This is a genomic window from Pseudomonas sp. Tul2A7, assembly GCF_054790505.1.
This window is the reverse complement of sequence record NZ_CP186499.1, coordinates 6,473,831-6,486,628: the sequence shown is the minus strand read 5'-3', so window position 1 is coordinate 6,486,628 and position 12,798 is coordinate 6,473,831. Positions and strand designations below refer to the sequence as shown.

Annotated in this window: 6 protein-coding genes; 1 reads left to right on the top strand and 5 read right to left on the bottom strand. The window is 60.8% G+C overall.

All coding sequences use genetic code 11. The features are described from left to right. Positions 1-337: 337 nt before the first annotated feature. Positions 338-2,818: a TonB-dependent siderophore receptor gene (locus tag ACOYXJ_RS28925; RefSeq protein WP_150794324.1), complete on the top strand. Its 2,481-nt coding sequence runs from the start codon at positions 338-340 to the stop codon at positions 2,816-2,818. 180 nt (positions 2,819-2,998) lie between these two features. Here ACOYXJ_RS28925 and ACOYXJ_RS28920 read toward each other — a convergent pair whose 3' ends face one another. The 5 genes from ACOYXJ_RS28920 to pvdM form a co-directional block, all read right to left on the bottom strand. Then, positions 2,999-7,171: an amino acid adenylation domain-containing protein gene (locus ACOYXJ_RS28920; RefSeq protein ID WP_460373067.1), complete on the bottom strand. Its 4,173-nt coding sequence runs from the start codon at positions 7,169-7,171 to the stop codon at positions 2,999-3,001. Between the two features lie 126 nt (positions 7,172-7,297). Beyond that, entirely contained in the window at positions 7,298-8,959 is a 1,662-nt protein-coding gene (locus tag ACOYXJ_RS28915) for a cyclic peptide export ABC transporter (RefSeq protein ID WP_150794323.1), read from the bottom strand. Positions 8,960-9,120: 161 nt separating this feature from the next. Then, positions 9,121-10,032: a dihydropyoverdine dehydrogenase gene (gene pvdO, locus ACOYXJ_RS28910; RefSeq protein WP_460367147.1), complete on the bottom strand. Its 912-nt coding sequence runs from the start codon at positions 10,030-10,032 to the stop codon at positions 9,121-9,123. A 46-nt stretch (positions 10,033-10,078) separates the two neighbouring features. Beyond that, positions 10,079-11,371, bottom strand: a complete 1,293-nt coding sequence (pvdN, locus tag ACOYXJ_RS28905) for a pyoverdine-tailoring periplasmic protein PvdN (protein WP_460367144.1) — start codon at positions 11,369-11,371, stop codon at positions 10,079-10,081. Then, positions 11,368-12,738 carry a pyoverdine-tailoring dipeptidase-like protein PvdM gene (gene pvdM / locus ACOYXJ_RS28900; protein ID WP_150794321.1) on the bottom strand — a complete coding sequence of 457 codons (1,371 nt, stop codon included), beginning with the start codon at positions 12,736-12,738 and terminating at the stop codon, positions 11,368-11,370. The genes pvdN and pvdM overlap by 4 nt, the downstream gene beginning before the upstream one ends. Positions 12,739-12,798: the final 60 nt, after the last annotated feature.

Here is a 12,798-nt window from a genome sequence, read left to right as displayed (position 1 = left end):
CACAGAAAGAAACAAAAGGCCGTCGCCCAACAGCGTCGGCCTTTTTTTTAACTTTTTGAGTTAATGATAAATAAACTCATTCCGGTTTTTTGGAGGTGCTGCGTCTTAATAAGGTATGTGGGCAAATCCGGTCAGGCAGGGCAGCCAAGGCAGCGGATTGTTCAGTAGAAAAATTTCGCCGTCGTCCAGCAGGATGACCGCGCCCGGGGAGGGGCCGGTCAACCGCGCACTGCCATGTCGCCCACGGGGCCAACGACAGTGGGCGGTTCCCATGTGCTGGCCGTGGCGGGCCCTTTGGCCCAATGGACTTTCACTTCTACCAATAATAGAGAGCACGATGTCAGCAATTCATGAGTTGAAACCTCTGTTCAAGGCACTCGTCATGTCCCGCGGCCTGCGTTCACGTCGCGTGTTGACCGGTCTGGGGCTGGTCTGTGTATTGCCTTTGAGCGCTCAGGTGATGGCTGAAAGCGTCAGCATCAATATCCCGGCGCAATCGTTGCCACAAGCGCTGCAGGCGTTCGGTCAGCAGACCAACCAGCAAGTGATCTACAACGCTGACGACATGGCCGGGCTCAAGAGCCACGCGGTCAGCGGCAAGATGAGCCCGCAGGCGGCCATCGCCGAATTGCTCAGGGGCACCGACGTGCGCTACAGCGTCGAGGGCAACACCCTGATGCTGGTGCGTGGCAGCAGCACTCAGGGTCTGGAGCTGGGTGCGACCAACATCAGCGCACGTCAGGTCGGCGCAACGACCGAAGGCAGCAACTCCTACACCTCCAACGCAGTGACGATTGGCAAGGGCACCCACACCCTCAAGGAAATCCCCCAGTCGGTCACCGTGATGACCCGCAAGCAGATGGACGACCAGGATCTGGTCGACCTCAAGGATGCGCTGAACCAGACCACCGGCGTCGTAGGTCTGCAGGGCGTCGGCAAGGGTTTGATCATCTCCTCGCGCGGTTTCCAGATCGATGACTGGCAGTACGACGGCGTGCCGATTCCACGTAACACCTATTCGCTGGGTAACTGGGCGACTCAGGATCTGGTGTTTTTCGATCGCCTGGAAATCCTGCGCGGTGCCTCCGGGTTGCTGCAAGGCACTGGCAGCCCTGGTGGCGCCATCAACCTGGTGCGCAAGCGCGGCCAGGCTGCACCGACTGTGTCCGTGACCGCCAAGGCTGGCTCCTGGGACCATTACGGTCTGCAGGTAGACGCGGGCGGCCCGCTGAACCAGGCCGGCACCATCCGCGGTCGCCTGGTGGCCGATCAGGATCAAAGCAACTCGTTCATTGATCACGACTGGAGCCGGACGTTGTCGCTGTACGGCTCGCTGGACTTCGACCTGAGCGAAGACACCACTCTGGGCCTGGCCGTCAGCCGTTCCGACGGTGATTCGCGTCCGATGATTCGTGGCCTGCCACGTTACGCTGACGGCAAGATGCCGGATGTCTCGCGCTCCACCTACACCGGTGCACGCTGGAACAGTTCCGACATCGACGTCACCACGCTTTACGCCGACCTCGAACATCGCTTCAACGAAGACTGGGCACTCAAGGTCGGTGCGGTGCGCATGACCGAGAGCAACAAGGCGAAAAACCAGCGCGTGCAAAGTGCCGGCGACGGTCTGGAACCGGATGGCAGCGGCGTGCAGTACGCCAACTTCGTGACGGATTTCGACTCGACAAAAGTCGGTATCGACATGAACCTGAATGGCAAGTTCGAAGCCTTGTCGATGCAGCAGGAAGTGATGTTGGGCGGTAACTTTTCCCAGCTCGAAACGGACGATCAGCTCGCCCGTACCTTCAGCAACAGTAGCGACACGATTTTCGGCGTCAACAATGACCGTCCCGATATCAACTACGACAGCCTGATCGCTTCCGGTGGTCGCGGCACGCTGAGTAAATACGACGTACGCCAGAAAGGCCTGTATGGCACCTGGCGCGTCAAGCCGATCGACGATCTGACTTTGGTGCTCGGCTCCCGTGTCAGCTGGTATGACTTCAGCTACAAATCCAAGGCGCAATCCTCGTTCGGCGGCATCACCAAGAACGACCCAAGCACCGCGACCGAAACCGGGGAAGTCACGCCTTACGCAGGTATCGTCTATGACCTGAGCCGCGAGTGGGCGGTTTACGCCAGTTACACCGACGTGTTCCAGCCGCAGACCAACCGCGATGCCGGTGGCACCGTGCTCAAACCGGTGGTCGGCAGCAACTACGAAATCGGTCTCAAGGGTGAGCTGATGGACGGCCGGGTCAACACCTCGTTGGCACTCTTCCGCTACGACCAGGAAAACCGTGCGGTCAACGACATTGCCGGTGGCTTCGAGTGCGACGGTTCGTATTGCTCGACGGCCTCGGGCAAAGTGCGCAGCCAGGGTATCGACGCCGAGATCAGCGGCGAAGTGGTGGAAGACCTGCAACTGTTCGCCGGTTATACCTACAACACCACCAAGTATCTCAAAGACCCGAACAACGAAGGCCGCGTGTTCAGCACCTGGACGCCAAAACACATGCTGCGCATGTGGGCCAACTACCAGTTGCCGGGTGAATGGGATCGTGTCAGCACCGGTCTGGGCTTCACCACTCAGAGCCATACGCTGGGCTATGAAGGGACCTACGATGTCGCGGGTTACACCGTATGGAACGCCCGTGTCGGTTACCAGCTGACTCCGGAAGTCGGTCTGGCGGTGAATGCCAACAACCTGTTCGACAAGAAGTACATTGCGGCCGGTTACAACCAGCTCGACGGCAACAACAACTTCGGTGATCCACGCAACCTGATGTTCTCCGTGAAGTGGACCCCAAAGTTCTGATGCACTGAAGGGCCTTCACCGAAGCGGCCCACGCTCCTCGAAAGAGGGCGTGGGCCGTTTTTTTGCATGCCGTCGGCAGGTGAATCGCGGTGGACGCAGCGCCCACAGGTTATGTGGCAAATCATGCAAAAAAAAACGCAGAAGCCAGCGCTTCTGCGTTTTTGTTTGCCCGTATGAAAGTCAGTTGTTCAGTGCCGCCTCACACGTCAGGAACACCGCTTCAAAGGACTCGAGCAACGACTCACCGTAAATCATGCTGCGGTGGGGCAGGTTGGAATGCACTGAGCCTTGCAGTCGTCCGCTGACGGTGTGTTCACGCAGCACCTGTTCCGAGTGCAACACCTGCTCCAGGGTCTTGTGCGACAGCGACCACCAGCAACTCGCCTCGACCTTGAGCGTTGGCAGCGTGAAGGCGTCGTAGGATTTCACCAGTCGGTCATGAATTTCGAACGCCTGGGCGTTCATGATTTCCTGTTTGATGGCGTCCAGTGTCGCCACCATTTCCTGTTCGCTGGTGGCGGCCTGTTGGCTGGCCCACTGGTAGAAAGCCTTGAGATCGGTTTGCGGGTTTTCGGCGAGGAAGCGTGCCGCCGGCTCGTGCAGATGAGCGAACATCAGGCTGAACATTTCCACGGCTGTCGCCAATTCATTTTGGGCACTGAAGTACTCGGGATTTTCTTCTTCCAGCGGTTTGCGCGGCAGATCGGCCGGCAACAGGCTGTCCGGCAAGGTGGTATCGACCAGGCCGAGAAAGCTCACTTCACGTCCCTGACGCTCCAGTTCGGCGGCGATGTCCATGGCGATGGAGCCGCCGAGCGACCAGCCCATCAGGCGATACGGGCCGTCAGCCTGTTTATCGATAATCTGTCGGGTGTAATCGGCGATCATTTGCGCCCATGTCTGGGCGTGGGCGTGTTTGTCGGCGAAGCCTGTGTGCATCACGCCGAAGGTGCGCGCGTGTTTGCTCAGGCGTTTGGCCAACGGTTGGTAGCAGAACACGATGCCGCCGCTGGGATGCAGGCAGAACAGCGGCGGGGCACTGGCGGCCGAGGCCGAGAGTTCCACCACGCATTGGGCTTGCTGCTGGTGTTGCGAAGCAATGAATTGCGCCAGGGCTTCGACGGTGGCGTGGGCGAGCATTTGCTGCAAGGCGAGTTTGATCCCCAGGCGCGCATTGAGCGCGGCAATAAACTGGATGGCCAGAATCGAATGCCCGCCCAGTTCGAAGAAGTTGTCGTCGAGGCCGACCCGGTCGACGTGCAGGGTTTCCTGCCAGAGCTCGGCCAGCGCTTGCTCCAATGCAGTTTCCGGGGCCTTGAAGCGGGTCTCCGATTGACTGAAATCAGGCAGCGGCAACGCCTTGCGATCAAGTTTGCCTGTCGGGCTGACGGGCATGGCTTCCAGCATCAGCAGATGGCTCGGCACCATGTAAGCGGGCAGACGGCTTTTCAGTTCAGCCTTGAGCGCTGCGCGCAGTTGATCGTGCTGTTCGCTCGACAAATCACTGTCGCTCGGCACGATATAACCGATCAACTGCATCCCGGCCAATCCTTCGCGGGCAAGGACCAGGGCTTCGCGAACGGCCGGGATTTGCAGCAGGCAGGATTCGATTTCACCGAGTTCGATACGGAAGCCGCGAATCTTCACTTGATGATCGAGTCGGCCGACGTATTCGATGACGCCATCGGCGCGATAGCGTGCCAGATCGCCGGTTCGGTACAGACGCCCGCCCTGCGTGCTGAACGGGTCAGGCATGAAGCGTTCGGCGGTCAGATCCGGGCGCTGGAAATAGCCCCGGGCCAATAGATCGCCGGCAATCACCAATTCACCGACGACGCCCACCGGGACCGGTTGGCCACCGCTGTCCAGCAGGTAAATGGCGCGTCCAGCCAAGGGGCGGCCGATCGGCATGGTTTTCGGCAGCGGCGCATGCCCGGTGACGTAGTCCGTGCAATCGAGCACCGTGGCACTGACCGTGGTTTCCGTCGGGCCATAGGTGTTGAGCAGGCGCACATGGCCAAGTCCCGCCTTGCCCCACGCCGCCACGCCTTCTGGTGGCATGGCTTCGCCGCCCACGATCACCTGGCGCAACGGGCCATAGTCACGGACACCGGCAGCGGCAAAATCCCTCGCCAGCATGTTCCAGTACGTGGTGGTCAGGTCGCTCACCGTGAATTGCTTGTCGAGCAACTGCTGATACCAGGTTTCGCTGTCCCAGATGTCCGGCCCGCGCAGTACCACCGACGCGCCGCAGATCAGCGCCGGGTAGAGCTGTTCGACAAAGGCATCGAAGTTGAACGTGGCAAATTGCAGCGAACGATCAGCGGCTGTAAGGCCGAGGAATTGCAGGGCGACTTGCGCGTGTCGGGTCAAAGCCGCCTGAGTAATCCCCACACCCTTTGGTCGACCGGTGGAACCTGAGGTGAACATCACATACGCCAGGTTATGGCCATGGGTACGGCAGGTCGGATTGTCGCTGTGCGCGCTGTCGGCGAGGTCGAGTTCATCGACGCACAGCACGCTTACCGCGGCTACCGAGGGCAGGCGCTGGCGCAAAGAGCGCTGGCTGAGCAGCACGCTCAAGCCGCTGTCTTCGATCATCCAGGTCAGGCGTTCCTGCGGGTATTCGGGATCGAGAGGCACGTACACACCGCCGGCCTTGAGCACCGCCAGCAGGCTGACGATCATCCGCGCCGAGCGCTCGACCGCGATGCCTACCCGCACTTCCGGGCCCACGCCGTAGCCGAGCAGGGTCTGTGCCAGGCCATTGGCTGCCGAGTTGAGTTGGGCATAGCTCATGCGCACGTCATCGCAAATCAGCGCGAGGGCCTGCGGCGTGGCCAGTGCCTGGCGTTCGAAGAGTTGATGCACGCCTTCGCTCGGCAATGGCGCAACGGCTGGGTTCCATTGTTCGCGTTGCTGGCGGCACTCGGTGTCGCTCAGCAGCGACAATTCGCTCAGGGCAACCTCGGGATTTGCAGTGATGGCGTGCAACAGGTTCTGCCAATGCCCGGCCAACCGCTCGATGGTGGCAGGGCTGTACAGGTCGCGGCTGAATTCGATGTTGGCGTCGATGCGGTTCAGGGAATAACTGACGTCCAGCGACAGGTCGAATTTCGCCTGCCCGCTGCCGGCATCGACAAAGTCCAGGGTCAATTCGCCCAGGTTCAGCGGCACCGAGGTGCCGGCGTCCGTGCGCCAGTTGAACAACACCTGGAACAACGGATTGATCTGCTGACTGCTTTGCAGTTGCAGGTCGTCGAAGCTCAATTCCAGCGGATAGTCGGCATGGTCGAGCGCGGCCAGCGATTCGCGGCGCAGACGCAGCAGAAAGTCCTTGCAAGGCTGCTGCGGGTCAATCCGCACGCGATAGACCTGAGTGCTGACAAAGAACCCGACCAGGTCCTGAATTTCACTGCGGTTACGTGTGGCGTTGGGCACGCCGACAGTGAAATCGTCCTGGCCACTGTAGCGGCTCAGGAGCAATTGCCAAGCACCCAGGGCGACCACAAAGGGAGTCAAACCGTGCTGCTGGCAGAAGCGATTGAGTGCTTGCGCCAAGGTGGCGGGCAGGCTGAAGTCGTGTTTGCCGGCCGCATGGCTATGCTGGTCGTTGCGCGCAAAGTCCACCGGCAGATCCAGCGGCGGCAACGTCTGGCCCAGATAATTCTGCCAGTATTCGGCGCTGGTCTTGCAGGCCGGGCTGTGCAGATAGTCGCCACGTTGCCAGTCGGCATAGTCGGCGTACTGGATGGCCGGGCGCGGCAGTGGCGCGCTCATGCCCATTGCCGCTTGCGCGTAGGCGCGGGTGAGGTCCTGCATCAGGATCGCGTTGGACCAGGCGTCCGAGGCGATATGGTGCATGTTGAGCAACAGCAAGTGCTCCGTGTCGGCGACTTGCAGCAGAGTCGCGCGCATCAGTGGTGCTTGCTTCAGGTCGAAGGGCTTGGCGGCCTCTTCGGCAATGCGCTGGGCAATCTGCTGTTCGCGTGCTTCAGCGCTCAGTCCGCGCAGATCATCGAACCCCAACGGCAGCGTTGCGTGTGCATCGACCACCTGCATGGCTACCCCGTCGATCTCGACGATCGCACTGCGCAGGACATCGTGGCGTTCGATGACTTTATTCAGCGCCATTTCCAGATGCTGTGCTTGCAGGGCACCGCTGAGGCGCACGGCGCGTGGCAGGTTATAGGCGGCACTGTCAGGTGTCAGCTGTTGCACGAACCACAGTCGCTGTTGCGCGAAGGAGAGGGGGGCCGGAGCCGGGTGGGGACGGGCAATGATGCCTTGGGATTGCTCGCCGGCATCTGCCATCAGCAGCGCCAGTACCTCATCATCGAGTAAGTCGTTCATCGGGCTCTCGTGGTTGGCAGCACCGTGAGCGCTGACGGCGTTGCCGACAGTCGGGTCCACGGCGATAAACATTCGGATTGAAGGCCGGCAGGACGGGTGTCCGGCCGGCTGCAAAGGTGCAATCGATCAAGCAGTCTCGAGGGGCTTCTTGTGGGTGACCACTCGGCCTCCCTCCATCCTCACCAACTGATCGGCGACGTCGAAGTAGCGGTCATCGTGGGAGATCACGATGATGGTCTTGCCCATCTGTTTCAGCTCCGGCAGCAGCTCGGTGTAGAAGATGCGCCGGAAGGCCGGGTCCTGATCGGCAGCCCATTCGTCGAACACCAGCACCGGACGCTCTTCCAGCCAGGCGTTGATCAGCGCCAGGCGTTTGCGCTGGCCGGTGGACAGATCGGTGGTACTGAAAACACCGTCGTTAATGCTCACCTTGTGCGCAATCTCCAGGCGTTCCAGATAGCGGCTGGTGTCGGCCGGCACTTGTTTATCGCCCTGTACCAGTTCATCGAACAGGTAGTAGTCGGCGAAAATCGTGGTGAACAGTTGGCGATAGTCATCGCGCGCCTGGGCATCGACCACCTGGCCATTGAGCAGGACTTCCCCGCGTTGTGGCGCATACAGGCCCAGCAACAATTTGATCAGGGTGGTTTTACCGCCGCCGTTCTCGCCGACGATAAACACGATGTCACCCTGCGCGATGTCCAGATTGACCGGCCCCAGTTCAAACGCTGCACTGCCCTGAACCGGCGGGAAGGCGTAGTGCACGTTGTGCATTTGCAACTGTTGCACCGCCGTTTTGCTCGCCGCAGCGGAGTCGCGCAGGAGCAAGTGCGGTTCCGGCGAGGAAAACTGTTCGGCCAGTTCGGCAATGCGTTTGAAGGCAATGTTCGCGCGACTGACCACCGGCAACGTGGTGACCAGATATTCCAGTGGGCCTTTCATGTACAGCAGCACCAGCACGAAGCCGCTGAGCACCGCTTTGTCGGTACCGAGCCAGAACGATTGCAGGGCCAGGGCCAGACCGATCACCACGAAAAACAGCATCGAGCCAAAGGTTTTTGCCACCACGAACGTGTTGATCGAACGGATGTGCGTGTTGCAGATGTAATCCGCCGTGCCCTCGATGCGCTGGCTGAACATGCGTTGGCGGCGCGGGCGATGAATACGCAGCTCCTTGGCGCCCGCGGCGATCGCGCTGTAGTGCTTCTGCAGTTCGTCTTCGGCTTCGCGCGCCGCTTCGAAACCTTTGATGCCTTTGGACCGGGCAATGTATTGCACGACGGTGCCGATCACGATCGCGATCAACAGCAGGGCAAACATCGGCAGGGACAGGTAGGCCAGGTAACCCAGGCAACCGAGGGTGACGGTGAACGCGATCGCCAGCGGCGCGAAGGAAAACGCGAAATCACTGACGGTGTCGACATCATGGGTCAGCACCGGAATCAGGCGATGGCTGCGAAACCGTTCGATCTGCTCGATGGGCGCCAGCAGGACTTTTTCGCCGAGTGATTTACGCAGGCCGGCGATGATGTGCTGGCCGACATGGTTGGTGCCGATGTCCGACAGAATCGAGGTCAACAGGGCGAACGCGCAGAGGCCGGCAAACGTCAGGAGTACGGTGGCTGACGGAACGCCGCTGCCGTTCAGGGCTTTGTTGATGGTCGCGAGCAGGGCAGTGACGCTGACGCCACCGAGCATGCCGAGCAGGATCGACAGCGCCACAACGACCCGGTAAGGCTTGAGCAGGCCGAGGACTTCACTGATGGCTCCGCGCGATTTTGTGGTCATGGAGGTTTCCGCTTCTAGTGCCGCTAACGGCATCGTTTCAAGGATTGGGCTGGTTAAAAGACGAAACCCGTGGGCGGCGATTTAGCCGACCACGGGTTTATCGAGGCTGAGGCGACGAGCGAGCGCCCAGCGCCGCCATGGCGGCTGCCGTTACCGCGTCCTTACAGATCGCGCGCGACGCGAAAACCAATCCAGTCGCCGCGGGTGTCGCTGTAGGTGGCGTTGCGGTTGCCCGAGCGCGAGAACACTGGTGCTTCACCCCAGTCGTTGCCGCGAATGCGGCGAATCTTGCAATCACCGGTCAGCCAGGCGCTGCCATCACTCGGCGCGCCGACATAGTTTTCGTTGTAGCAGTCGGCGGTCCATTCGTAGATGTTGCCGTGCATGTCGTAGACGCCGAAGGCATTGGCCGGGAACTTGCCTGCCGGAGCGGTGAAGTTGTAGCCGTCGGCGGCGCCATAGGTGTTGGCGTGTTTAGCGATGCTGTATTCCTTGCCTTCATCGAAGGGGAACGGGAAAGGCCCGGTGCTACCGGCACGGGCGGCGTATTCACGCAGCGATTCGCTGACCAGTCGATACGATTTACCGGTTTTCTTCGACAGCCAGGCTACATAGGCCTCGGCCTCGGGAAAGTCCATGCACACCGCCGGATGCTTGTCGGTGTACTGCTTTTTCGGATCGCTGCCCGCGTAGTCGGGAATACCGGCCTTGCACGCGCGGCCCGGGCGTTTGTCGCCGTCGGGCATCTGATAGCCGGTGTCGGCGAGGTAGGCGTCCCATTGCCCTTTGAGCACCTGGAAACGACTGATGGCCAGCGGTTTGGCAAAGGTCACCGGGTGCATCGGACCTTCGTCCGGCTCACGGCCGACTTCGTCATCCGGGGTGCCCATGGTGAAGGTGCCGGTGGGCAGCACGACCATTTCCGGGCAGTCCTTGCAGTCCTTGAAGACTTTGCCCGGTTTGAGCGGTTCGGCCGCTTGCGCCAGCCCCGGCAAGGCACAACCGAGCAATGCGGCCAGACCGAGCGCGGGCAACGCTTTCAAGGAAAAATTACGCAGTTCACTACTGTTCATCATGGTTCTCGATAACAGGTTGAAAGGAAGCGTGGGAGCGGGGCGCCTACAGCTGTTTGGCCAATAGCGCCATCAAACGATCGATTTGCGCTTCGTCGTTGAGCAGGCCCGGTGCGGTACGAATCACCGGACCCACGTCGCGGTTCACGGCGTCGGCAACCACCCGGTTCTGCATCAGGTACGCGGCGACTTTGTCGCTGTCCTGGCCCTTGACTCGAAAGAAGGTAAAACCGGCCGACAGTTGCGGACTCAGCGGGGTGACGAGTTCGATTTGCGGGTGTTCCAGCAGGCGCTTCTTCAGGTAGCTGTTGAGCGCGTGGATGCGCGCTTCGACCTCGGCCTTGCCCAGTTGCAGATGCAGCTTGAAGGCTTCGTCCAGCGCCCAGCGATATTCGAAGGAGTGATAGCCACCAGGCGTCATGGTGGTGGAAAACGCTGTGGCCTCGGAGAAGGTCGGGGTGATCGGCGTCACGTATTTGACCTCCTCGAAACGGCTGCAGACGATGCCGGTGCCGCGCGGGCCAAACATCCACTTGTGGGTGCCGGCGATGAAGAAGTCACAGTTCATCTGCGCGAAGCTCAGGTTGTCGACGCCGAAACCGTGCACGCCGTCGACCACATAAATGATCCGGTCGGCATCGCTGCGGCCACGGTTGTGCTTGTCGACGATGGCGCCGATGTCACCGATCGGCAGCTTCACGCCGCTGCCCGAATGCACCCAGCACATGCCCAGCACGCGGGTTTCAGGGCGGATGGCAGTGTCGATGGCGGCGAGGATTTCGGCTTTGGTCGCGGTCTGCGGATCCTTGAACAGACGGATCTTGCGCACCTGCGTGCCTTCACGTTCCTTGCGCAAGGCGAGGATGGTGTGGGTGGCGTAGTGTTCGTGGGCGGTGGTGAGAATTTCCTGATCGGGGCGCACATGCACACCGCCGTAAATCATCGTCAGACCTTCAGTGGTGCTGCCGGTCAGGGCGATCTGTTTGGCGTTGGCTTGCAGGTATTGGCCGGCCCAGACGCGCACGTTTTCCTCGCGCTGCTCGATCACGCCGAGGTCCCAATCCATGGCCAGGCCGGGATTTTTGTCGAGGGCGGCGCGATGCCGTTCAATCGCTTCGCGCACGGGTTTCGGGTGCGAGGTGATCAGGAAGTTGGAAAAGTGCAGGTAGTCCGGATCCTGATTGAACAGTTGCTGCAACTGCGTCCACTTGCTGCGCGGCATTGGCGCAGCGGGCGCAGCCGTGGCGGCAGCGCTGGCGATGTTCGGCAGGCTTGCGCCCAGTGGCAGCGCAGCGGCGAGCAGTCCGGCCTGTTTCAGAAAATCACGACGATTACTCATGGCTGCGTCGTTCCCTGCGCGTTGGCCAGCGCCGGTTTCGCGGCTTTTTCGACCTGATCCCAGACGCGCAGGAAGTTGCCACCCCAGAGTTTGCCGATGTCGGCTTCGGAGTAACCGCGCGACAGCAGTTCAGCGGTGACATTGCGGATCTCGCCGACGTTCTCGAAACCTTTGACGCCGCCGCCCTCATTGAAGTCGGAGCTGATACCGACATGGTCGATGCCGATCTTGCGCACGGCGTATTCGATGGCGTCGCCGAAATCCTTGAGGCTGGCCTTCGGTTCGTCTTCGAGGATCGCGTAGAGGCGGCTGGCGTACAGGCCGAATTTCGTTTCGGACCAGGCCGCAATGATCGGGTCGCCCGGCATCAGCGCCATCGCCAGGTTCGGCAATGGCGGCAAGTCGAATTCCTTGCGCAGCTCGTTGAGGCGATCCTGGGTCTTCTGGGTCAGCGGCCGCAGGTACTGCGAGAACGCGACGATTTGCACCACGCCGCCGCTGTTCTTGATCAGTTGCATCTCTTTGTCGCTGAGGTTGCGTGGGATGTCGACCATCGCGCGCGGCGCCGAGTGCGAGGCAACCAGCGGCGTACGGCTCAGCTGTGCGACTTGTTCGAGGGCCTTGGTCGACATCTGTGATACGTCGATGATCACGCCCAGATCATTGAGGCGCTTGACCGCCTGCTTGCCCAGATCGGAGAGGCCGTCGAGGGCGTCCGGTGAGTCATTGAGAAATGGCAGTGGGCGAGACGAATCCGCCCAGTCGTTGTTGCCGATGTAGCTGAAGCCGAACATGCGCATGCCACGCGCCGTCCACAGGTCCAGCAGATTCAGATCATGGCCCAGCGGATAGGCGTTGAGCATGCTGATGAAAATCGCGAACTTGCCTTCGCCGTGCAGGCGGCGCATATCGTCCGGGGTGTAGGCGATCGCGACCTGATTGGGGAAGTCGCGCACCATGCCGGAAATGATCCGGTAACGGATCTCTTGCTGGTTGCGCGCTTCGTCGATGAAGCCGGCAGTCGGTTTGTGGGGGGCATCGGGGCCGTTCCACATTTCCGGCCAGCCGAAAATGGTCAGCGCCGCGCCAGACAAACGACCGCGACTGGTTTTGGCCAGGTCGAACTGGCCGGAGCCATCCTTGTCGGCTTCGTGACCGTCGGTGCCGAAGTTCTGCATCAGGCTGACATGGCTGTCGAAAGAGAGCATGCGTTCGTGCAGTTCATCTGCCTGCTTCACAATCTTGGCGTCATAGCCAAGGTCGTCCTTGAACCAGTGATGCCAAGCGGCAAAGCCTGCACCGGCGCTGATCGCCAGGGCTAAGGGCAGGCCGATGAATAGAGCCTTTTTCGAACGTGGTTTTGTCATTGCCATCTCAGTCGGGTTCGCCATCGAGGTGCAGGCGCAAAGCCTTTGCTATCTGGGAGG

What these genes read in the sequence shown, in the direction of transcription:
- ACOYXJ_RS28915 (WP_150794323.1), bottom strand. Translation starts at nt 8,959, where the DNA reads ATGACCACAAAATCGCGCGGAGCCATCAGTGAAGTCCTCGGCCTGCTC.
- ACOYXJ_RS28920 (WP_460373067.1), bottom strand. Translation starts at nt 7,171, where the DNA reads ATGAACGACTTACTCGATGATGAGGTACTGGCGCTGCTGATGGCAGAT.
- pvdN (WP_460367144.1), bottom strand. Translation starts at nt 11,371, where the DNA reads ATGAGTAATCGTCGTGATTTTCTGAAACAGGCCGGACTGCTCGCCGCT.
- pvdO (WP_460367147.1), bottom strand. Translation starts at nt 10,032, where the DNA reads ATGAACAGTAGTGAACTGCGTAATTTTTCCTTGAAAGCGTTGCCCGCG.
- ACOYXJ_RS28925 (WP_150794324.1), top strand. Translation starts at nt 338, where the DNA reads ATGTCAGCAATTCATGAGTTGAAACCTCTGTTCAAGGCACTCGTCATG.
- pvdM (WP_150794321.1), bottom strand. Translation starts at nt 12,738, where the DNA reads ATGACAAAACCACGTTCGAAAAAGGCTCTATTCATCGGCCTGCCCTTA.